24 protein-coding genes are annotated in these 21,529 nt (G+C 61.3%); 8 read left to right on the top strand and 16 right to left on the bottom strand.

Annotation, left to right across the window (positions count from 1 at the left end):
- Nucleotides 1–49: 49 nt before the first annotated feature.
- Together TR61_RS15655 and TR61_RS15650 are read left to right on the top strand one after the other, a co-directional pair.
- Nucleotides 50–760: an alpha/beta fold hydrolase gene (locus TR61_RS15655; protein WP_050931463.1), complete on the top strand. Its 711-nt coding sequence runs from the start codon at nucleotides 50–52 to the stop codon at nucleotides 758–760.
- A 2-nt stretch (nucleotides 761–762) separates the two neighbouring features.
- Complete coding sequence (locus TR61_RS15650; protein ID WP_050931462.1) at nucleotides 763–999, top strand: hypothetical protein; 237 nt, start codon at nucleotides 763–765, stop codon at nucleotides 997–999.
- On the opposite strand, the gene TR61_RS15645 is transcribed toward TR61_RS15650, so the two are convergent.
- Nucleotides 980–1,579 (bottom strand): DUF6151 family protein, encoded by a 600-nt coding sequence (locus tag TR61_RS15645; RefSeq protein WP_050931461.1) that lies wholly within the window; start codon nucleotides 1,577–1,579, stop codon nucleotides 980–982. The genes TR61_RS15650 and TR61_RS15645 overlap by 20 nt on opposite strands.
- Before the next feature lie 5 nt (nucleotides 1,580–1,584).
- Nucleotides 1,585–2,862 (bottom strand): polyhydroxyalkanoate depolymerase, encoded by a 1,278-nt coding sequence (gene phaZ / locus TR61_RS15640; RefSeq protein WP_050931460.1) that lies wholly within the window; start codon nucleotides 2,860–2,862, stop codon nucleotides 1,585–1,587.
- A 110-nt stretch (nucleotides 2,863–2,972) separates the two neighbouring features.
- On the opposite strand from phaZ, the gene TR61_RS15635 reads away from it, so the two are divergent.
- From TR61_RS15635 to phaR, 3 genes are all read left to right on the top strand, one after another.
- The gene (locus TR61_RS15635; RefSeq protein ID WP_050931459.1) at nucleotides 2,973–4,778 is read left to right on the top strand and encodes a PHA/PHB synthase family protein; all 1,806 of its coding nucleotides are present in this window, start codon (nucleotides 2,973–2,975) and stop codon (nucleotides 4,776–4,778) included.
- A gap of 132 nt (nucleotides 4,779–4,910) precedes the next feature.
- Nucleotides 4,911–5,354, top strand: coding sequence for a phasin family protein (locus tag TR61_RS15630; RefSeq protein WP_050931458.1), 444 nt, complete (start codon nucleotides 4,911–4,913; stop codon nucleotides 5,352–5,354).
- Between the two features lie 241 nt (nucleotides 5,355–5,595).
- Entirely contained in the window at nucleotides 5,596–6,165 is a 570-nt protein-coding gene (phaR, locus tag TR61_RS15625) for a polyhydroxyalkanoate synthesis repressor PhaR (RefSeq protein WP_050931457.1), read from the top strand.
- A 7-nt stretch (nucleotides 6,166–6,172) separates the two neighbouring features.
- On the opposite strand, the gene TR61_RS15620 is transcribed toward phaR, so the two are convergent.
- From TR61_RS15620 to secG, 14 genes are all read right to left on the bottom strand, one after another.
- Nucleotides 6,173–7,363: a DegT/DnrJ/EryC1/StrS family aminotransferase gene (locus TR61_RS15620; protein ID WP_050931456.1), complete on the bottom strand. Its 1,191-nt coding sequence runs from the start codon at nucleotides 7,361–7,363 to the stop codon at nucleotides 6,173–6,175.
- Nucleotides 7,364–7,472: 109 nt separating this feature from the next.
- Nucleotides 7,473–8,777, bottom strand: a complete 1,305-nt coding sequence (locus TR61_RS15615; RefSeq protein WP_050931455.1) for an NAD(P)/FAD-dependent oxidoreductase — start codon at nucleotides 8,775–8,777, stop codon at nucleotides 7,473–7,475.
- A gap of 57 nt (nucleotides 8,778–8,834) precedes the next feature.
- Nucleotides 8,835–10,196, bottom strand: a complete 1,362-nt coding sequence (locus TR61_RS15610; protein ID WP_050931454.1) for a glutamine synthetase family protein — start codon at nucleotides 10,194–10,196, stop codon at nucleotides 8,835–8,837.
- On the bottom strand, nucleotides 10,196–10,876 hold the full coding sequence (locus tag TR61_RS15605; RefSeq protein WP_050931453.1) for a type 1 glutamine amidotransferase: 681 nt from the start codon (nucleotides 10,874–10,876) through the stop codon (nucleotides 10,196–10,198). The genes TR61_RS15610 and TR61_RS15605 overlap by 1 nt, the downstream gene beginning before the upstream one ends.
- A gap of 60 nt (nucleotides 10,877–10,936) precedes the next feature.
- Nucleotides 10,937–12,256 carry a glutamine synthetase family protein gene (locus tag TR61_RS15600; protein ID WP_050931452.1) on the bottom strand — a complete coding sequence of 440 codons (1,320 nt, stop codon included), beginning with the start codon at nucleotides 12,254–12,256 and terminating at the stop codon, nucleotides 10,937–10,939.
- A gap of 66 nt (nucleotides 12,257–12,322) precedes the next feature.
- Nucleotides 12,323–13,129, bottom strand: a complete 807-nt coding sequence (locus TR61_RS15595; RefSeq protein ID WP_050931451.1) for an ABC transporter permease — start codon at nucleotides 13,127–13,129, stop codon at nucleotides 12,323–12,325.
- A 76-nt stretch (nucleotides 13,130–13,205) separates the two neighbouring features.
- The gene (locus TR61_RS15590; RefSeq protein ID WP_050931450.1) at nucleotides 13,206–14,093 is read right to left on the bottom strand and encodes an ABC transporter permease; all 888 of its coding nucleotides are present in this window, start codon (nucleotides 14,091–14,093) and stop codon (nucleotides 13,206–13,208) included.
- Nucleotides 14,094–14,162: 69 nt separating this feature from the next.
- On the bottom strand, nucleotides 14,163–14,897 hold the full coding sequence (locus tag TR61_RS15585; protein WP_050931449.1) for a transporter substrate-binding domain-containing protein: 735 nt from the start codon (nucleotides 14,895–14,897) through the stop codon (nucleotides 14,163–14,165).
- Nucleotides 14,898–14,926: 29 nt separating this feature from the next.
- A complete protein-coding gene (locus TR61_RS15580; protein ID WP_050931474.1) occupies nucleotides 14,927–15,703 on the bottom strand; it encodes an ABC transporter ATP-binding protein in 777 nt (258 codons plus the stop codon).
- A gap of 130 nt (nucleotides 15,704–15,833) precedes the next feature.
- Nucleotides 15,834–16,556, bottom strand: coding sequence for a phosphate/phosphite/phosphonate ABC transporter substrate-binding protein (locus tag TR61_RS15575; RefSeq protein WP_157440942.1), 723 nt, complete (start codon nucleotides 16,554–16,556; stop codon nucleotides 15,834–15,836).
- Nucleotides 16,557–16,570: 14 nt separating this feature from the next.
- The gene (locus tag TR61_RS15570; RefSeq protein ID WP_050931447.1) at nucleotides 16,571–17,008 is read right to left on the bottom strand and encodes a tellurite resistance TerB family protein; all 438 of its coding nucleotides are present in this window, start codon (nucleotides 17,006–17,008) and stop codon (nucleotides 16,571–16,573) included.
- A gap of 146 nt (nucleotides 17,009–17,154) precedes the next feature.
- Nucleotides 17,155–17,601 carry a tellurite resistance TerB family protein gene (locus TR61_RS15565; protein ID WP_172677000.1) on the bottom strand — a complete coding sequence of 149 codons (447 nt, stop codon included), beginning with the start codon at nucleotides 17,599–17,601 and terminating at the stop codon, nucleotides 17,155–17,157.
- A gap of 94 nt (nucleotides 17,602–17,695) precedes the next feature.
- The gene (locus tag TR61_RS15560; RefSeq protein WP_050931472.1) at nucleotides 17,696–19,339 is read right to left on the bottom strand and encodes a CTP synthase; all 1,644 of its coding nucleotides are present in this window, start codon (nucleotides 19,337–19,339) and stop codon (nucleotides 17,696–17,698) included.
- A gap of 185 nt (nucleotides 19,340–19,524) precedes the next feature.
- Nucleotides 19,525–19,896 carry a preprotein translocase subunit SecG gene (gene secG / locus TR61_RS15555; protein WP_050931446.1) on the bottom strand — a complete coding sequence of 124 codons (372 nt, stop codon included), beginning with the start codon at nucleotides 19,894–19,896 and terminating at the stop codon, nucleotides 19,525–19,527.
- 112 nt (nucleotides 19,897–20,008) lie between these two features.
- On the opposite strand from secG, the gene nthA reads away from it, so the two are divergent.
- The 3 genes from nthA to TR61_RS15540 form a co-directional block, all read left to right on the top strand.
- A complete protein-coding gene (gene nthA / locus TR61_RS15550; protein WP_050931471.1) occupies nucleotides 20,009–20,632 on the top strand; it encodes a nitrile hydratase subunit alpha in 624 nt (207 codons plus the stop codon).
- Nucleotides 20,629–21,303 (top strand): nitrile hydratase subunit beta, encoded by a 675-nt coding sequence (nthB, locus tag TR61_RS15545; RefSeq protein ID WP_050931445.1) that lies wholly within the window; start codon nucleotides 20,629–20,631, stop codon nucleotides 21,301–21,303. The genes nthA and nthB overlap by 4 nt, the downstream gene beginning before the upstream one ends.
- Nucleotides 21,300–21,529: nitrile hydratase accessory protein (locus TR61_RS15540; RefSeq protein WP_050931444.1), on the top strand; the 230-nt coding region annotated here is incomplete at its 3' end. The genes nthB and TR61_RS15540, both read left to right, overlap by 4 nt.

The raw sequence follows: 21,529 nt of genomic DNA, 5'->3' as shown, positions 1-21,529 counted from the left end.
CCGCATCACTAGCCTCAGGCAAACAGTCACGGCAACAAGGGTCCGGCAGATGGCAGAACCAGTGGTTTTGATCCCTGATCTGATGTGCGATGCCCGTGTTTTCCATCATCAAATCAATGCTTTGTCCGCCGAATGCGCGGTCACGATCGCAGCCCCCGTCCGTGGTGAACGCATAGAGGAGATGGCCTCGGATCTGCTGCACGGCGTGCCCCACCGTTTTGCTCTGGCTGGGGTAGGGCTGGGCGCGGTGGTCGCCATCGAAATGGCGCGCCGCGCGCCTGAGCGGGTCAACCGTCTGGCGCTGATCTCGGCCGATCCGCAGATGGACACCCCCGCCCAGGCCAGCGACCGCGAGCTTCTGATCGCACGCGCCCGTGCCGGACGGCTTGAGGATGTGGCGGGCGAGATCCTGTCGGGCGATGTCCTGGCCCCCAGTGCGCGGCGGATGGAGATCCAGGCGTTGTTTCGCGCCTTGGCGAAAGAGCTGGGGGTGGACCTGTTCATCCGCCAGCAGCGCGCATTGCAACGCCGGCGCGATTACCAGGGTGTCTTGCGGCGCGTGAAGGTGCCCACAATGGTCCTGGGCGGGGCCGAAGACCGCCATTTGCCGCCAAAACGTCATCAGTTCCTGGCCGATCTGATCCCCAAGGCGCAGCTGCGTCTGATCGAAGGGGCGGGGCGCTGGCCGCATCTGGAACAACCAGAGGCGATGACAGAAGCCCTTGCAGATTGGATGGCGCAACCCCTTATTCTGGGGTGAGCATGTCGAAAACCCGCGAATATCTGAAAAAGGCCCGGCGCCAGTTCAAGCAGGCGCTTGTGAAGATCCGCCAGAATGTCCCGCCCGGTTTGCGCCTGATCCTTGGCATTCTGCTGATGATCGGCGGGTTCTTTGCATTTTTGCCTGTGCTGGGCCTGTGGATGCTGCCGCTGGGCTTTGCTGTGGCCGCGCTGGATGTTGTGCCGCTGTGGCGCTGGATCAGGTCGCGCTGGTTTTAGATATCAGGCCGATTGCGGCGCGTTCTTCCCGTGTCAGGATATGCGGCGTGACCCGCATCCGCCCGGCCTTGGCATCGTAAAGCGGGTTTTTGCGCCAGCCGCCTGTAAAGAACCGCACCAAAGAGCGCCGCATCATCGGCAGATAAAGGCGGGAGGCATGCTCATGCCGGGTTTTCCCATCCTCCGTCGGCACAAACGCGCGGGCCTGTTCCGGCCCCAGCGCGTCAGGCTCGGCGATCCTGTCCGTACAGACGGTGACAAAGGCAAAGCGCGGCGTGTCCAACGTGTTGAAAAGCCGCGCGCCGCAACAGACGGCATACCATCTGAGAATACCCTTGGGATAGATCTTGATCGCGGCCAGATGCTCAACACCCCGATCAAACCGTAACGCGGCGGGGTCGACCATTGTCAGGTCCACGCCACCATCACCGGGGTCGGGCTGATGATGATAAAGCTCGGCCGCGCGGCAATCGGCGCAAAAGCAGCGCGCGCGTACCACCGTTTTCGGAGAGGCGTCCTTGATCAGACCGGAAATCTGTCCGCAGGTGCAGGAAAACCCGATATCCCGCCCGCCTGACATACCTGTCAGGCGGCTGCGTTTTTGTTAGCCGGTTTCCGTGTTCCGGACTTGCGGCCGCTATTGGCGTCGATGAAATCCAGCACCAGCGGGCGGATATTGTCACGCCAGCTGCGGCCCGCAAAGATCCCGTAATGGCCCGCGCCCGGTTCAAGGTGGCTGGCCTTCAGCTCGTCCGGCAGGCCGGTGCACAGATCCAGTGCGGCAACGCATTGGCCGGGGGCCGAGATATCGTCATTCGCCCCTTCCACGGTTTTCACCGCAACCTTGGTGATCTTGCCGATATCCACCTTGTGGCCATCCACCACGAATTCATTCTTCGCGATTTCACGGTTCTTGAAGATCCGTTCCACGGTCGAAAGATAAAACTCTGCCGTCATGTCCATGACCGCCAGGTATTCGTCATAGAAGCGGTTATGCGCGTCATGTTCCGACGCCTCACCGCGGCTGACGCGGCTGATCTGGTCGGTAAAGGCCTGGCTGTGGCGGTCGGCATTCATCGACATGAACGACGCCAGCTGCAGAAGGCCGGGATAGACCATGCGGCCCACGCCGGGATACTTGAAGCCCACGCGTTGGATCATGGTTTCTTCCAGCTGTCCCATGGTCACGCGGCGGCCGAAATCGGTCACTTCGGTGGGTGTTGCGTCGGGGTCAATCGGCCCGCCGATCAGGGTCAGTGTGCGCGGCTGCGCATCCGGGTCCTGCTCGGCCAGATAGGCCGTCGCCGCCAGCGTCAGAGGGGCCGGCTGGCAGACGGCGATCACATGGGTGTCGGGGCCCAGTTCACGCATGAAATCAACCAGATAAAGCGTATAGTCTTCGACATCGAACTTGCCCGCGCTGACGGGGATGTCCCGCGCGTTGTGCCAGTCGGTGACATAAACCTCGCAATCCACCAGCAGCGATTTCACCGTCGATCGCAACAGCGTCGCATAGTGGCCCGACATCGGCGCCACCAGCAGCACCTTGCGCGGGTTTTTCTTGCGGCCCGTGACATTGAAATAGATCAGGTCGCCAAAGGGGCGTTCCACCACTGGTTCGATGCTGACCAGATGGTCGCGCCCGTCTTCACAGGTGAAGGTGCGGATGCCCCAGTCAGGCTTCACGATCATCCGTTCAAAGGTGCGCTCTGTCACCTCGCCCCAGGCGGCCATCCATTGCAGCGCCGGGTTCGGCATCATGGCAAATTGCGGATAGGACGCCATTGCCTTGGCCGTCGCACCCAACCACTGGTTGGTGTTGCGCGCCGTTTCCATCAGGTCGTAGGTCAGCATGTATCGCATCGGGTGCTCCTTCAAATCCCCGCAACGGGGGTCGGACTATTCGTCGCTTTGCGCCCTGACCACGGCGACGATATTCTGCGTTGCAGAGAGGCTAGGGGGAAACCGTTAAAATGACAACTACAGATGATCCCGCGAATAAGATTTCGTCGGAACACTTTGAACAGCTTACAGAAAATCTGAAAAAGGTCGAAAAGCTGTCCAAACGTCTCATCGAGGTGGTGTCGCGTAAAGGCGGGCACCATCCAGCGTTGGATGGCCCGAATCATGAGCTTTATGCAAAAGCAGCAACGGCCTATTGGGCCGAGGCGATCCAGAACCCGGCCAAGATCATCGAGCATCAGATTGATTACTGGTCAAAATCCGTGCTGCACTTTGTCGAAGCGCAACAGGCACTGGCCAAAGGCAAGCTGCAGGCCCCCGAAGATCCCGGCCCGAAGGATCGCCGCTTTACCAACCCGCTTTGGGACAACCACCCTTATTTCAACTTCATCAAGCAGCAATACCTGATCAACGCCGGTGCGCTGGAAGAGGCCGTGTCGCATCTGACGGATCTGGATCCGAAAGAACGGCGCAAACTGACCTATTTCACGCGCCAGATCATCGACATGATGTCGCCCACCAATTTCCTGGCCACCAACCCCGACGCGCTAGAGCGGGCCGTGGAAACCGATGGCGAAAGCCTGGTGAAGGGGCTTGAGAACCTGATTTCCGATCTTGAAGCGAATAACGGCGAACTGGTCGTGCGCCTGGCTGATGAGAAGGCGTTCGAACTGGGGGGCAATATCGCCACGACACCCGGCAAGGTCGTCTATCGCAACCGGATGATGGAGCTGATCCAGTACGAACCGGCGACCGAGAAGGTCTATGAAACGCCTATCGTGCTGTTTCCGCCCTGGATCAACAAATACTACATCCTGGATCTGAAGGCGCAGAACAGCCTGATCAAATGGGTGACCGAACAGGGCTATACCCTGTTTGTGGTCAGCTGGGTCAATCCCGATGCCACCTATGAGGACGTGGGCCTTGCCGATTATGTCGAAGACGGCTTCCTGACCGCGATCCGCGAAGTGAAGGACATCACGGGGGTCAAACAGGTCAATGCCGTGGGTTATTGCATCGCGGGCACGACGCTATCGCTCACATTGTCTCTGCTGAAAAAACGCGGCGACAAGTCGATCAAATCGGCCACGTTTTTCACCGCGCTTACCGATTTCTCGGATCAGGGGGAATTCACCCCCTTCCTGCAGGACGATTTCATCGACGGGATCGAATCCGAGGTCGAAGACAAAGGCTATCTGCCGTCCTACATTATGGCGCGCACCTTCTCCTATCTGCGGTCGAACGATCTGGTCTATACGCCCGCGATCCGCAGCTACATGATGGGGGAAACGCCGCCCGCTTTCGATCTGCTCTATTGGAATGGCGACGGGGCGAACCTGCCGGCACGCATGGCGATGGAATATCTGCGCGGGTTGTGCCAGCGCAACGAATTCACCCAGGATGGGTTCGAGCTTTTTGGCGAAACGCTGCATGTCCGCGACGTGGATGTGCCGCTGATGTCCATCACCTGTGAAACCGATCACATCGCCGCCTGGAAAGACTGTTATCGCGGGGTGCAGATGATGGGGTCGAAGAACAAGACCTTCATCGTCAGTGAATCCGGCCATATCGCCGGGATCGTCAACCCGCCATCCAAGGGCAAGTACGGCCATTACACCAATGACGACCTGAGCCTGTCGGCAGATGAATGGATGGCAGGCGCCACTTACAACAAAGGGTCCTGGTGGCCGCTTTGGGAAGATTGGCTGCGCCGCCGGTCCGGCAAGAAGGTCGATGCTCGAACCCCCGGCGATTCGACCCATCCGGTCCTTGCAGATGCACCCGGCACCTATGTGGTTGCCAAGGCAAACGGCTGATTTCTTTACCTTAAGTCAGGTTATTCTGCGTTGCAGCAAAAAACACTTGAAATGCTGCGACGCAGAATGCATATTCTTTGCAGCTGCAGAAAGCGGGATGGCCCGCACGGCAACATACAAAGGAGCTGACCGATGGCTAAAACACAAGATTTCACCGCTGTCATGAAAGACATGATGGGCGCGTTCCCCGTGGACACCGCGGCAATGGAAGACGCATTCAAAACAACCGCAACGCTGAACGAAAAACTGTCGGGTGTTGCTCTGGAAGCTGCTGAAAAATCGGCCGAGATTTCCAGCAAATGGACCAAGGACACCATCGCCAAGCTGGGCGAAATGTCCAAAGCCAAGGCCGAGCCTGCCGATTACGCCAAAGCCATGACCGATTTCGCGTCGGCCACTGCTGAAGTTGCAGCCGAAAACATGGCCGCCTTCGCCGAGATCGCGAAAAAAGTTCAGATGGACACCGTTGAACTGATGATGGCTGCTGGCAAAGACATGTCGGAAGACGCAGCCGCCGCGCTGAAAAAGGCCACCAATGACGTGACCGCAGCGGCCAAGAAAGCCACAGCGAAGTAAGCTGACGCTTACGCAGATTTGCACCCTCTCCTCCCAATCAGGTGCAAACGCGAGAAAGGACAGGTCCATGGACCTGTCCTTTTTTCTTGTGCCGATACCCGCGCGGATTGCTGCAAAAGCGAAAAGGCCAAGGCACCATCCGGCACTTGTTTCCATTTTGCCCGCTTTTTGAACGCTCTTTCTTTTTCTGCAGCGCTGGCATAGGTTTGCTGCACTGCATCATGTCCGGGGAGAGATTGACATGGCCGACGACACCAAGCCGCTCCTGATCAAGCGTTATGCCAGTCGGCGTTTGTACAATACCGAAACCAGCGACTATGTGACCCTTGAAGATATCGCCGGTTTCATTCGCGACGGGCGCGAGGTTCAGATCGTGGATCTGAAATCGGGCGACGACCTGACCCGCCAGTATCTGCTGCAGATCATCGCTGAACATGAAAGCCGGGGCGAAAACGTCCTGCCGGTGAATGTCCTGAACGATCTGGTGCGCAGCTATATGATCCCCGGTGGCGGGCTGATGCCGCAATTCCTGCAAAGCTCCTTCGACATGCTGCGGGAAAACCAGGCGAAAATGATGGAAAACATGAACGCCATGAACCCGATGTCGAAAATGCCGGGGTTCGAGGCGATCAAGGCCCAGCAGGAAGCCTTTATGAAGGCGATGACGCGCGGCTACCGCGGCTGGTCGGGTGGAACGACCAGCAACGAAGCCGAGGAAATCGCCGAAGAAGAAGCCAGCTCCAGCGAAGATCTGGACGAGATCAAGCGCCAGCTGGCCGAGCTGCAGACGAAACTCTCAAAACTCAGCTAAGCACACCTCAGGTGCCATAGGCGGGCAGGGGCGTTGTCACCTCGGCCATGGCCTCCAGAAGCAGGTCTGCAATCACGTCCAGCTCGTCCTTGCTCAGCCGCACGGGCAGGCGCACATCGCAGGCATGCATCAGCATGGCGCGGGTCTGGGGCAGCTCCGGCACATCGCCCAGAAACTCCCAGTTCCAGAAGGCGCGCGCATTGTCGGTGCTTTGGCCAAAGACCTGCACCGTGACGCCCCGGTTCTTCGCCGCTTCGGCAAAGGCGCGGATGGTTTCATCCGGCAGACCTACCACGTTGAACTGGATGCTGTCGGGCGCGCGCCGTTCCGGGCCCAAAGGCGCGGGCACCTCGATATGGGGTGAGGTCTCCAGCCGCGCGGCCACGTAATCGTGGTTCTTCAGCCCGTCGCGCACGCGCCGCGCCAGTTCGGGCAATTGCGGTCGGATCACTGCAGCCGACAGGTTCGACATGCGCAGATTGTAAAGCGGCAGCTTGTTCTGCACCTTGGCAAAGGCCTCTTGCAGTACCGGGTGCTTCTTCCAGTTATGCTCGTAAGCGCCTGACATGATCACCGCACGGGCCACCAGATCGGCGTCATCAGTGATCAGCACGCCACCTTCGCCGCCATTGATCATCTTGTAGGACTGGAAAGAAAAGCAGCCGATCCTGCCAATCGTGCCGATATTGCGCCCGCCCCAGGTGGTGCCCAGCGAATGAGCTGCGTCCTCGATCACCGGAATGCCGCGCGCATCGCACAGGGCCATGATCGCATCCATGTCGCTGGTATGGCCGCGCATATGGCTGATGATCACCGCCTGCACGCTGTCCAGCTTGGCCTCGAAATCGGCCATGTCGACGCGGTAATTCTCGCCCACTTCGCACAGGACGGGGATGCAATCTGCGTGCACCACAGACGAGGGCACCGCCGCAAAGGTAAAGCCCGGGATCAGCACACGCGCATCGCGCGGCAGCTCCAGCGCCTTCAGCGACAGGAACAACGCCGCCGAACAGGACGACACCGCCAGCGCGTATTTCGCCCCGATCAACTGGGCAAACTCCGCCTCAAGCAACGACACCGGCGCGTTCTCCGGCGCGGTATAACGGAAAAGGTCGCCGGATTGCAGAAGCTCCTCAATCGCGGCACGCGCGCCTTCGGGGATGGGTTCAGCCTGGTGGACGTCGGGTGCCTGTCGCATATTTCGATTTCCTTAATTCAGGTTTTCAGAAATATAAAACAGAACGATGTGACGCGCCAGTCCCGACGCCTCCTATCGGCGAGATTTCACACAATCTTCGTAAACGGTCTCAGATGCCCAGCCGGTCGCGCAGCGCATACCAGGTCATCGCCAGCACCAGAAGCGGCGAGCGGAAGCCAGGCCCGCCGGGAAAGGGTGTGCTTGGAATACGCGCCATGGTGTCAAACCCGTCGGTTTCGCCCTGAATGGCGCGGGCCAGCAGCATGCCGGCATGGGTCGCCGTGCCCACCCCATGACCGGAATAGCCCGAAGCCGACAGGATATTGGGTGCGACGCGCGCCAGATAGGGCAGGCGTTTCATCGTGATCGCCAGCGTACCGCCCCATGCGTAATCAATCTTCACATCCCGCAGATGCGGGAAAATCTGGGTCATCGGTTTGCGCACCAGCGCCGCAATATCGCGGGGGAAGCGATAACCATAGGTCTCCCCTCCGCCAAACAGCAGGCGTTTGTCGCGGCTCAGACGGAAGTAATTCACCACGAATTTGCTGTCGGCCACGGCGATATCCTTGGCCAGCACGCGGGCCGCCTCATCCCCCAGCGGCTCGGTCGCGGCGATGAAATTGTTGATCGGCATGACCCTTGCGGCCACCTTGCGGTTCAGCCCGCCCAGATACCCGTTACAGGCCAGGATCACGTGATCTGCGATAACGCGGCCCTTGTCGGTGCGCACAACGGTCTGCGCGCCCTCGTCAATGTGATGCACATGGGTGTTCTCATGGATCACCGCGCCCGCTGCTTCCGCCGCTGCAGCCAGTCCAAGCGCATAATTCAGCGGATGCAGATGCCCCGCGCCCCAATCCACAGCCCCCCCGTGATAGGCGGGCGAGGGGCAGACAGCCGCAAACCCGTCGCGGTCCAGTACCTCAATCTGGTCATAGCCATAGCGCTTTTCCAGATGGGCGGCATAGGCATGCTCCTCCTCCATCTCGCGCGCGGAAAACCCACAATGCGCCACGCCGGGTTTCAGATCGCAGTCGATCCCGTGGCGCGCCACCAGCCCCTTGACCAGATCCTTCGCCTCTTCCCCCAGCGCCCAGAGCTTGGCCGCATCCTCGCGCCCGACCATCGCCTCCAGCGTGATCTGATCGGCCCTTTGCCCGGATCCCAACTGCCCGCCATTGCGGCCCGAAGCGCCAAAGCCCGCGCGATGCGCTTCCACCACCACAACGCGTCGCCCGGCCTCGGCCAGATGCAAGGCGGCCGACAGCCCGGTATAGCCCGCGCCGACGATGCAGACATCCGCGCGCGTCTCGCCGCGCAGGGCAGGGCGATCCGGGCCGAGATTGGCCGTGGCCGCATACCAGCTTGGCGGATAGGTGCCTTGCCTGTCATTTGCGAACAGCAGATTCACAAACCGTCCCCTGCTTCTTCTTGCAAATAAATACGGACTCCCACGGCTGACGCCCGCTTAGACGTTCAGCAGAAGGTGCTCCCTTTCCCAGGGCGAAATCACGCCCAGGAACTCCTCATATTCGGCGTTCTTCACGATGGAATAGACCCGCGCAAATTCCGGGCCCAGCACCTCATGCAACGCCTTGGAGGCATCGAAAAGCGGCAGTGCCTCGCCCATCAGGCGCGGCAGGTCCTCCTCGATCTCATAGGCATCCCCCTTGAAACTTTTGTGCGGGCGCCGTTCTTCCATCAGACCCAGATAGCCGCAGGCCAGACTGGCCGCGATGCCCAGATAGGGGTTGCAATCCATCCCCGCGATGCGGTTTTCGACCCGCCGCGCGGCTGGCCCCGACAGCGGCACGCGAATGCCCGTGGTGCGGTTGTCCCGGCCCCATTCCAGGTTGATGGGCGCCGCATGATCGCGCACGAAGCGGCGATAGGAATTCACGTATGGCGCCAGAACCGCGACGGCGGCGGGCAGGTGATGCTGCAACCCGCCGATGAAATGGTAAAACGCATCCGTCTCTCCGCCCTGCGGCCCCGAGAAGATGTTCTTGCCCGTCTCGGTATCGATCACCGAATGGTGGATATGCATGGCCGATCCCGGCTCGTCGGCGATGGGCTTGGCCATGAAGGTGGCAAAGCAGTTATGGCGCAGGGCCGCTTCGCGGATCAGGCGTTTGAAATAGAACACCTGATCGGCCAGATTGACCGGGTCGCCATGCTGCAGGTTGATCTCCAACTGGCCCGCGCCGCCTTCCTGGGTGATCCCGTCGATCTCGAACCCCTGATGTTCGGCGAAATCATAGATGTCGTCGATCACCGGCCCGAACTCGTCCACGGCGGTCATCGAATAGGCCTGCCGTGCCGCTGCCGGGCGGCCCGACCGGCCCATCATCGGCTCGATCTCTTTTGCGGGATCCAGATTGCGCGCAACCAGATAGAATTCCATCTCGGGCGCTACCACCGGAGTCCAGCCCTGCTTGTGATACAAGTCCACGACCCGTTTCAGCACATTGCGCGGCGCAAATTCGATCGGATCACCGTCCCGGTCATAGGCGTCATGGATCACCTGCAGCGTCCAGTCCCCCGTCCAGGGCGCGGCGCTGGCGGTCGACATGTCAGGTTTCAGGATCATGTCGCGTTCGATGAAACCTTCCTTGCCCGCGGCCTCGCCCCAATCCCCTGTAATCGTCTGGAAAAAGATCGAATCCGGCAGGTGAAAATGCGCCTGACGCGCGAATTTCGGGGCAGGCACAGCCTTGCCGCGTGCGATCCCCGGCAGGTCCGAGATGATGCATTCCACCTCATCCAGGCGCTTGCCCTCCAGATAGGCCTGGGCCGGTTCCGGCAGCCTGTCCATCCAATTCTCGGCCATCAGGCCCTCTCTTTCTGGAAAAAGGCCGCCATATGGGCCGCGATATCCGCATTATGCGTGGGGTGGTTCAGATTGGCTGCCGCCTCGGCCAGCTGTTCATCGGGCACCACGCCCTTGCCGCGCGTGCGGATCAGCCCGTCGATGAAATCCGCGCCAAATTCCGGGTGGGGCTGCACCGTCCAAATGTGATCGCCATAGGCCAGAAACGCGTTCTTGCAGAAATCGCTCGATCCAAGCACGCGCGCCTCCGCAGGCGCTTCGGTCACCTGATCCTGATGCCAGGCGTTCAGCGCAATCTCCTGTCCGTTCAGCGTGTAGACCGTGCGGCCGACCGACCAGCCTTCGGAGTATTTGACAACCTTGCCCCCCAGCGCCTGCGCGATGATCTGATGACCAAAGCACACGCCGACCATGGGCAGTTTGCGTGCATGGATCTCGCGGATCAGATCTTCCAGCGGGGGAATCCACGGGTGATCTTCGTAAGCCCCGTGCTTCGATCCGGTGATCAGCCAGCCCTGGGCCGCATCCGGGCCTTCGGGAAACTCCATATCGACCACGTTATATGTCTGGAATTCAAACCCGTTGCCGGCCAGCATACGCTGGAAAATATCCGCATAATCACCCAGACGCGGCAACAGCTCCTCTGGCGCGTGCCCGGTCTGCAATATCCCGATTTTCATGGTTCACCAATAATTTGATCAAATTATAGATAAGACGATCCGAGAGCCCGGGCAAGAGGCTCAGACCGCCTCCAGATAGGTTTGCCAGTGCAACTCGGGCGGGATGGTGCCAAAACGGGCCATTTCCTGCCGCTTGGTCTGGCACAGATTGTCGATGATCCGGGGCGGGAAGATCCGCGCGATCACCTCATCTGCGGCGAATGCGTCAATGGCGCTGGCCATGTCGGCGGCCAGCTGCGGAAGGCCTTCAACTTCATAGGCGTTTCCGCTGATGGGCGCGGGTGCTTCCATCTGCGCCTCAATCCCCTCCAGCGCGGCGCCGGTGACCACAGCCAGCATCAGATATGGGTTGATGTCGCCACCCGCAGTCCGGTGTTCAATCCGCCGGGCTGCAGGCGAACCGCCCGGCACGCGGATCGCGACCGTGCGGTTCTCATAGGCCCAGGCGGCCCCCGTGGGCGCGTGGGCCCCTGGCACCAGCCGGGTGTAGGAATTCAGATGCGGCGCGAAAACCAGCGTACTTGCAGGCATCGCCCTGATGCAGCCGGCGACCGCATGGCGCAAAAGCGCCGTGCCTTCCGGCCCGCCATTGTCGAAGATGTTCCTCCCCTCCCGATCCATGACCGAGAAATGCACATGCAGCCCGTTGCCCGCGTCATCCTCGAACGGCTTCGCCATGAAGGTCGCGGCCACCCCATGCTTGCGCGCCACGCCCTTGACCAGCGCCTTGAAAAGCCACGCGTCATCGGCGGCGCGCAACAGGGGCTGGTGGTTCAGGTTGATCTCGAACTGGCCGATCCCGCTTTCACTGATCGCGGCCTGGGCGGGAATGCCCATCGCCGCGGCCCCGGCATAAAGGTCGGTGAAAAACGCATCGAAGGCGTCGATCTGACGGACCGACAGGATCGCCTCGCCCGCCAGCGCCCGGCCGTGGGCGGGGTGGGGCGGATGCGCCAGCGCCTGGCCCCGGTCGTCGACCAGGGTAAACTCCAGCTCGGTCGCCGCCATCACTTGCCAGCCCTTCGCGGCAAAGCGCGCATCGATGGCGGCCAGCGCGTGGCGCGGATCGCCGTTGAACGGGTTGCCGTCCTCGCGATACATCCACATCGGCACTAGCGCGCTGGGGTTATCCAGCCAGGGCATCGGCACCGGCCCGCGATCGGTGGGCAAGAGCACTCCATCCGCATCGCCGCTGTCGAAAACCAGCGGGCTGTCTTCGATATCGGCGCCCCACAGATCCACGTTCAGGCTGGACAGCGGCATGCGCATGGATCCGTCCTCAAGCGTGGCGCCATAGCTGCCGGGCAGCCGTTTGCCGCGCATCTGCCCGTTCAGATCGCAGGCAGCCACACGGATGGTTGGGAATTGCGACAGGTCCATGACCACATCTTTCCTTTGTTCAGCCAAGCGTTAGCCCGGCAGGTAAGAACCTGTCCATCGGAATTCTCAGCGGATCAGGTTGGGACGAATTTTCAGTTTGCGCTGCTCGGTCTGCGGCAGGTGCCGGTTCAGGCGCTTGTTGATCAGACCAAAGACAAAGACGATCACCAGGGTGAAGAGAATGAAATAGAAGGCCAGGATCGGATAGGGGACAAAGGGGTTGAAGGTCTTGTCCGCAAAGTAGTTGGCGTAATACAGCGCATCGCCCCGTTGTTGCCAGGCCGGAAAGCTTGAGAAAAAGACAAGCGCTGTGGCGTGAAACAGGAAGATCGCCTCATTCGTGTAAGCGGGCCAGGCCAGGCGCAGCATGGTGGGCCAGACAATCCGCTTGAACCGGGGCCAGCCCGTCAGGCCATAGGCGTCGGCTGCCTCCACATCGCCCTTGGGGATCGACCGCAGCGCGCCATAGAAGATCTCGCCCGAATAGGCGGCGGTGTTGAAAAACAGCACCAGCAGCGCCCCCAGCCAGGCCGAGGTGAACGGATCAAAGATGGGATAGCTGCCCTTGAGGCTGAGAAAGAAGAAATAGGCAAAGAAAAACTGGATAAACAGCGGCGAGCCGCGGAAGAGGAAGATGAACCACTCCGCCGGTTTGCGGATCAGTGCCCGTGGCGACATCTTGGCCACGGCCAGGGCGGTGGCGAGGAAAAAGCCCATCAAGAGGGCGGCAATCCCGAAATAGATATTCCAGATCATGCCCGAGCCGATCAGCACGAAATGCTCACACAGTGTGAAATCCGTGCGCGGAAGCAGCCGTTCGCCATATCCCAGCGACCGCAGGCCATAATCCTGTATGGTTTGCCAGCAGGACATTACGCGCGCCCTCCGTCGCCGGGGACAAGCGATTTCGAAATCGCTTGATCAAGGATTTTCGAAAATCCTTGCCCGCTCATGCCGCCACCGCCTTGCGCTGGGCCTCACCGCCCGTTGTGGCCTGGCCGTGGGTCAGCCTGACCATCAGCCGCTCCAGCACCACTTCCGACACCCGTGTCATCGCCAGGTAAAACACCAAAAGCCCCAGGAAATACCACATGCGCCAGTCGCCATGCGGGTAATCCGAAAACCGCGCGGTTTTCGTGCTGCCCAGCTCGCGCGCCCAATAGACGATGTCTTCGATGCCCAGCAGGAAAAGAAGCGGCGTCGCCTTGATCAGCACCATCCACAGGTTTGACAGGCCCGGCAGCGCATAGACCCACATCTGCGGCACCACTATGCGCCAGAAGGTCTGGCGGCGTGTCATGCCATAGGCTTCGGCCGTCTCCATCTGGGCGCGCGGCACGGCGCGCATACCGCCATAAAGCACATTGGCCGCAAAAGCCCCGAACACGATCGAAAAGGTGATCACCGCCAGGAAAAACCCATAGGTTTCGTGCACCCATTCCGGCGACGACCCCAGCGGCAGTTTCGCCTGCTGGCAGACCAGGAAATCGCTGCCCTGGCGGATCGGGTCGGTCCAGTCCGGACACAGCACCCGGTGGCGGATATATTCAAACGCCTGATCCAGCGCGATCACGAAGAACAGGAAAAACGCGATGTCAGGAACGCCCCGCACAATGGCGATATAGCCCTTGCCGAACCACGCCACCGGCGCCACCCGAGATCGCGCTGCCATCGCACCCGCAAAGCCAAAGGCCAGCGCGACAGGCGCTGTGATCGCCAGAAGGGCCAGAACCTTGATGAAAGACCCATAGAACTGCATATGCACGCCGTTCGTGAGGTAACACGAAAACCAGCGCAAACTGTCCAGCGTGGAGGGATCTTCGCAGAATTCAAACATGGTCAGAGGCTGGCAAGGAGCGCGCGGGGCGCTCCCTGCCGTGGAGCGGGACTTATCCCGCCGTTCCTATCAATAGGTCTGAACGCCTTCGCCGAACCACTTGACCAGCAATTCGTTCAGCGACCCGTCTTCCTTCATCGCAGTGATGGCCGCGTTGAACTTGTCTTTCAGCTCACCGTCGCTTTCACGCAGGCCCATGCCCACGCCGCCGCCCAGCGGCACATCGGGGCCGACAAAGACCAGCGCGCCGCCCGATTCCTCGACCAGCGGAGCGAGGTAGTCACGGTCGGCAAAAACAGCATCCGCTTCACCGTTGCGCACGGCGGCCACGGTTTCCTCGGGCGTTGCGAACTCCACCAGCGTTGCGCCGCCTTCAGCGATATGCGCGGCCTGGATCGTGGCGGTTTGCGCGGCGATCACACCGGTTTCCCAATCGGCATTATCCGCCGCGGCCACATAGGCAGATGCGGTGGGCGGGAAATAGTCCTGAGTGAAATCAATGACTTCGTCACGCTCGGCCGTGATCGACATGCCGGCCATGATGGTGTCGTAGTTGGCCGACACGAGGTTCGGGATGATCGAATCCCAGTCGTTCTTCACCCATTCGCAGGTCAGCTCGGCGCGGGCGCACAGCTCGTTGCCCAGGTCAATCTCGAACCCGGCCAGCTCACCGCTGTCATTGATGAAGTTATAGGGGGCATATGCGCCCTCGGTGCCCATGCGCACGGTTTTCTCGTGCCCGGCGGCAAAAGCCAGACCGGCGGTCAGGGCCAGGGCGGCAGTGCCCAGGATCAGTGTTTTCATGATGGTTTACTCCCGTTTTCTTTTTTGGGTTACGCTGCGCGTGTGGCTGACAGAAAGCCGCGCAATCGTTCTGATTTGGGTGCGCCAAACAGATCATCCGGCGCCCCTTCTTCTTCGATCAGCCCCTGATGCAGGAACACGACATGGTCGCTCACATCATGGGCCAGTTTCATGTCATGGGTCACGATCAGCATCGTGCGCCCCTCGGCGGCCAGATCCTTGATGACCTTGACCACCTCCTGCTCCAACTCAGGGTCCAGAGCACTTGTGGGTTCATCGAACAAAAGCGCCTCGGGCTCCATGCACAGCGCCCGCGCAATCGCCGCGCGCTGCTGCTGCCCGCCAGAGAGTTGCGCCGGATAGACGTCGCACTTGTCGCCAATGCCCACCTTATCCAGGTATTTGCGCGCCGCCGCCTCAACCTCGGCCTTGTCGCGGCCCAGAACGGTGACGGGGGCTTCCATGACGTTTTGCAGGATCGTCATATGGGCCCACAGGTTGAACTGCTGGAACACCATGCTCAGGTTCGTACGGATGCGCGTGACCTGCTTGGCATCGCCGGGATGCCGGTGCAGACCGCTGCCCTTCCAGGCCACCGGTTCTCCCTTGAATAAGATATCACCCTGCTGGCTGTCTTCCAAAAGGTTGGCGCAGCGCAAAAGCGTGGACTTGCCCGACCCCGAAGACCCGATCAAAGACACCACATCGCCACGATGGGCGGTGATATCGACACCTTTGAGAACCTCAAGGGCTCCATAGGCTTTGTGCAGGTTCCGGATCTCGATAACAGGTGCGGTTTCGGTCACGAAGGGCTCGTTCACTGGCAGACGATCAGGGGGTAATAGGAATGAAATTTCGCGCCTTTGCAATGTGCAATTGGGCAAAAACAGGGCAAAACCACCCTGATTGACCATAGGGAAGCTGCGTTTTGCGCAGCTATTGATCAGGTGCGGGCGGGGTAGGCACGGCCAGATAGGTCTCGGCCGGGATCGGGACCAGGCCGCGCAGATGCAGCGCCCGGCGGTCGGCATCGGCCAGATCGGCGATGGCTCCCGACACGGCATCAAAAAGGGTCTGCGCATCCTGCGTGGGCGCTGTGATGTATGGCAGGCCCGGCGTGGGTTCTGTGCGCGCCAGCACCCGCAGATCCTGCGCGACCGGGTCATGTTCGCACAAAAGCTGCCATGTCAGCGCGTCGATGCCTGCCAGATCCGCGCGCCCTTTGGCCACCGCCCGGGCCGAGGCCGCATGCGCCCCGGTGCGCAGCAGATCGCCCACCTGCACCGCGCGGGCGCGCAGATGCACCATGGGCGCGGCCCAGCCCGATTGCGAGACCGGCTCGTTATAGGCAAACCGGGCACCGGCAAAACCGCTTTCGCTTTGGCGTGGGTCATCTGCGCGGATCACAAGAACCGAATGGTAGTATCCCGGCGGTGATCCCGGCAGACCGTAGTCCGGTGTGCCTACCAGCTGCACCTTACCGTGCAAAGCGGTGCGAAAGGGCATCCCGCAGGTCTGCGCCAAGATCAGATCGGGGCTTTGCCAGACCTCCCAAAGGTCGCCGTCGCGCGTCAGGGTTTCGGGCCCGTGGCCCAGACGCGCCCTTATGGCCTGCCAGAACCTGTCATTGGCGCCCCGCACAGGTGCAGGGTCATACATGCCAAGGGCAGCAATCACCCCGCCTGCGCCCGCTGCCGCGCCAGCGCACTGTCGCGGTCATTCACGCCCAACAGCTTGGAGGACAGGCGCAGGATCGCGTCTTCCTCGTCGTCGCGCGCGCCGTCGGCCAGCGCCACGGACCACAGGGCCTCGACCACGCCAAGACGGTCTTCGTATGGAACAGCGTCCTTGATCGCGCGGGTGAAACGGACGGTATCGGGGGCCTCTGCCTCCAGCTTTTCGGCCTCCTGCAAAAGCGCCTGTGCGTTCACCTCGGACAGCTCATAGCGCGCTGAAATCACCGACTGGATCTGCGCTTTTTCCATGGCGTCGTAATGCCCGTCGGACCGGGCAATGCGCACCAGAAGCGCCGAAAGCGCAAGGCGGGCATCGTCATCGGGCAAAGTCTCGGGTGTCGGGGCGGTGAGCCGCTTGAGGATATCGCTTAGCATAGGCACGCATATAAGCCGGTGACCGGGGCGCGCCAACCCTTCGCCGTGCAGTCAAATTGCGCGCCTGCGGCGCAAGTCATTATTGGTGCGAGGCGCGGCCTCGCGCTCCGGGGTATTTCGGGCCAGAAAGAAGCAGAGCACGGGGGTCAGGAGGCGCGCAGCGCGTCCTGCCGGGCGGTGGCACTATCGGCCTCGGTCAGGCCAAGCGCCTTGCGCACGGATTCGACGATGTCGACCTCGACCGCGTCTTCCGATCCATCCGCCATCACCACCTGCCAGAGATCGCACAGAGCCTCCATGCGTTCATCATGGCTGAGTTCCTTTCGGATCAGCTCGGCGAATTCATCGGAATTGGGGGCGGCGGCCTGCAGTTTTTCGCAGGTGGCGCGCATTTTGGCGGCGGCCACGGGGTTCAGGCCGAAATGCTGGGCGAGAATGCGGTCGATCAGGCTGATCTCGGACACGGTATAGACCTTGTCGGATTTCGCCACGCGCACCAGAAGCGCACCAAGCGCCAGCTTCTCATCCGGCGCGGGCAGCGGTTCGGCATGTGTTGTGCGAAAGCCCTGCATCAAACGGCCGAGCAAGCTCATGGCAGCATCCCCTTTGTCCTGACCAGCAGCCTAGCAAGGCTGCGTCAAAGCGGAAGATGGGCCTGTGCAATTCTTCAGAGCCGAGGGATCGGGGTCACACCAACCGGCTGTTGTCGCGCGCGGCACGGACGAAATCGGCGAAAAGCGGGTGCGGCTCGAACGGTTTCGACTTCAGCTCAGGGTGGAACTGCACGCCGATGAACCACGGATGATCGGGCCATTCCACGATCTCGGGCAGGCGGCCATCGGGCGACATGCCCGAAAAGCACAGGCCGGCCTTTTCCAGCTTGTCGCGGTATTTGATATCGACCTCATAGCGGTGGCGATGGCGTTCGTCGATGGACGTGGTGCCATAGACCTCGGCCACTTTCGATCCCTCTGCCAGCACCGCGTCATAGGCGCCCAGCCGCATCGTGCCGCCCTTGTCGTCATCGACCTTGCGTTCGACCTTGTGATTGCCCTGCACCCATTCCTTCAGGTGATAGACCACGGGTTCAAACCGCTTTTTGCCCGCTTCGTGATCGAATTCTTCCGATCCGGCGGTGGTCAGCCCGGCGGTGTTGCGCGCGGCCTCGATCACCGCCATCTGCATGCCCAGGCAAATCCCCAGATAGGGGATCTTGCGTTCGCGCGCGAACTGCGCGGCCTTGATCTTGCCTTCGGTGCCGCGTTCGCCGAAACCTCCGGGCACTAGGATCGCGTGGAAGCCTTCCAGGTAGGGCGCGGGGTCTTCGCGGTCGAAAATCTCGGCATCTACCCAATCGATCTTGACCTTCACGCGGTTGGCCATGCCGCCATGGGTCAGCGCCTCGGCAATGGATTTATAGGCGTCTTCCAGCTGGGTGTATTTACCCACGATGGCAACCTTCACCTCGCCCTCGGCGTTGTGGATGCGGTCGCTGACATCTTCCCATTTGCTGAGGTCCGGCTTTGGCGCAGGGGAGATCTGGAACGCATCCAGCACTGCCTGATCCAGCCCTTCGCGGTGATAGGCCAGCGGCGCGTCATAGATCGTCGACAAATCCTGCGCCGCGATCACGGCCTCGGGGCGCACGTTGCAGAACAGCGCCAGCTTCTCGCGTTCCTTTTCCGGGATCGGTCCTTCGGACCGGCAAACAAGGATATCCGGCGCAATCCCGATGGAGCGCAGTTCCTTGACCGAGTGCTGGGTGGGTTTCGTTTTCAGCTCGCCACTTGCGGCGATGAAGGGCAACAGCGTCAGATGCATGAAAATGCACTGCCCGCGCGGCTTGTCCTGGGAAAACTGGCGGATGGCTTCGAAAAACGGCAGGCCTTCGATATCGCCCACGGTGCCGCCGATCTCACACAGCATGAAATCGACCTCATCCTCGCCGATCGAGATGAAGTCTTTGATCTCATTCGTCACATGCGGGATCACCTGGATCGTTTTGCCGAGGTAATCGCCACGGCGTTCCTTCTCCAAAACGTTGGAATAGATCCGGCCGGAGGACACGGAATCCGTCTTGCGCGCGGCCACGCCGGTGAAGCGTTCATAATGGCCCAGATCCAGATCGGTTTCGGCCCCGTCATCGGTCACGAACACCTCGCCATGTTCAAACGGGCTCATCGTGCCGGGGTCGACGTTCAGATAAGGGTCAAGTTTGCGCAACCGCACCGAAAACCCGCGCGCCTGCAACAGCGCGCCCAATGCCGCCGAGGCCAGACCTTTCCCAAGGGAGGACACCACACCACCAGTGATGAAAATAAAGCGCGCCATCTGTTCGGACATCCCCCGTGTGCAAGGGGGGTCATGCGGCAGCCGGACCCCCGGAATTCAATGCGATTCGGCGGTCAAAAACCGCAGCATCACGGGACTTATGGAATAAGAGATTCCCAGCCCCATTGCAACCCTGCCCGCAACATGCTGTTGCCGCACAGGGCCTTTCGACAAAACCTTGTGGATCAGTCGGCGCTCGGCACCAAGGGTGCGTTGTCGCCTTCCGCCGGTGGCAGCAGCCCGCCGCTCAGCCCCGGAACGGTGGGTTCGGGCGCGGTTTCGCTGGCCGGGGGCGGTGTGACGCCCAGCCGGTCGATCACGGACGTACCCGAGGCATTCTGCGCCGCAAAGATCGTCAGCGTCATCGAGGTGATGATGAACGCAATCGCCAAGATCCAGGTGAGTTTCCCCAAAGCCGTGGCCGCCGCGCGGCCTGTCATCGCGCCGCCACCGCCGCCGCCCATGCCCAATCCACCCCCTTCGGAGCGCTGCATCAGAACCACAGCGATCAGCCCAAGAGCCAGAAGAAGATGGATGATAAGAACGACGTTTTCCATGTGGACCTGCGGATGCCTCTCGTGACGGGCGCTATGTAGGCAGTTTTGCCCGCAGGGGCAAGGCGAGACTTTGGCGCTGGACTTGGGGTCAGCTTCGCGCAAACCTGACGGCATGCCACATGACCATCACGACCACGATCACCCGCATTCGCATCTGCCGCCCGATCCCGCGCTGCGCGTGAAGGCGCTTGAGACAATCCTGACGCGCAAGGGTCTGATCGACCCCGCCGCGCTGGATGAGATCATCGACATCTATCAAAACAGGATCGGGCCAAAGAACGGCGCGCAGGTGGTGGCGCGGGCCTGGGCCGATCCGGGGTTCATGCACGCTCTGACCGAAGATGCGACCGCCGTGATTGCCGAAATGGGCTTTTACGGGCGCCAAGGCGAACATATCACCGCGGTCGCCAATACCGACGACACTCATAACATGGTCGTCTGCACGCTGTGCTCGTGTTACCCTTGGCCTTTGCTGGGCATTCCGCCGGGCTGGTACAAATCCGACGCCTACCGCGCCCGCGCCGTGCGTGAACCGCGCAAGGTGCTGGCGGATTTCGGCGTGAGCTTGCCGGAGGACACCGCTGTCCGCGTCTGGGATTCGACGGCCGAGATGCGCTATCTGGTAATCCCCCAGCGCCCAGCCGGCACAGAGGGGATGAGCGAAGAAGACCTTGCCGCCCTCGTCACCCGCGACAGCATGATCGGAACGGGCCTTCCGCGGGAGCCGGGCCAATGACCCGTGTGCATGATATGGGCGGACGGTTCGGTGACGGTCCGGTTGATCCTGCCCCGGACGAGCCTGTTTTCAAGGAAGACTGGCATGCCCGCGCTTTGGCCGTAACACTGGCGGCGGGGGCTTTGGGGCAATGGAACCTCGACACCTCGCGCCATGCGCGCGAACGGCTGAGCCCAAAGGACTACGCGCGCTTTTCCTATTACGAGAAATGGATGGCCGGGCTGGCCGATCTGCTCGTGGAAAAAGGCGTGCTTGATGAAAGCGATCTGACGGGGCAGGGCGATGGCAGCCGCCACCCCTTGGCCGATCGCGCACTGAAGCCCGACGCGGTGGCGGCCGCTCTGGCCAAGGGTGGCCCGGCGGATCGCCCATCGAATGTCGCCCCGCTCTTCGTCGCGGGGCAGGCCGTCCGCACGCGCCGCCCGTCCGCCAATGCACTGGTTGATGGCGGACACACACGGCTGCCCGCCTACGCAGCCGGGGCGCGGGGTCATATCCTGCGTCTGCACGGCACGCATGTGCTGCCCGACACCAATGCCCACGGGCTGGGGGAACAGCCCGAACCGCTTTATGCGGTGGCCTTCCCCGCGTCTGAACTTTGGGCCCATCCCGAACACCCCCGGGACGAGGTGATCCTCGATCTTTGGCAAAGCTATCTGGAGCCCGCATGACCGATCTGCCCCCCGGCGCACCGGAACCTGCCTTTTCCGAACCCTGGCACGCGCAGCTGTTCGCGCTGACGGTCAAGTTGAACGAAGACGGGCATTTTGCCTGGCCAGACTGGGCCGCACGGTTTTCAGCAACGCTGAAATCCCATGGGCTGGCCAAGGATCTTGACGGCGGCGACGATTACTTCACCGCCTGGCTTGAGACGCTAGAGGCGCTTCTGGCCGAAAC

It is taken from the genome of Aestuariivita boseongensis, from assembly GCF_001262635.1.
In the GTDB taxonomy this organism is placed as follows: Bacteria; Pseudomonadota; Alphaproteobacteria; order Rhodobacterales; family Rhodobacteraceae; genus Aestuariivita; species Aestuariivita boseongensis.
This window is presented reverse-complemented; position numbering and strand designations above follow the sequence as displayed.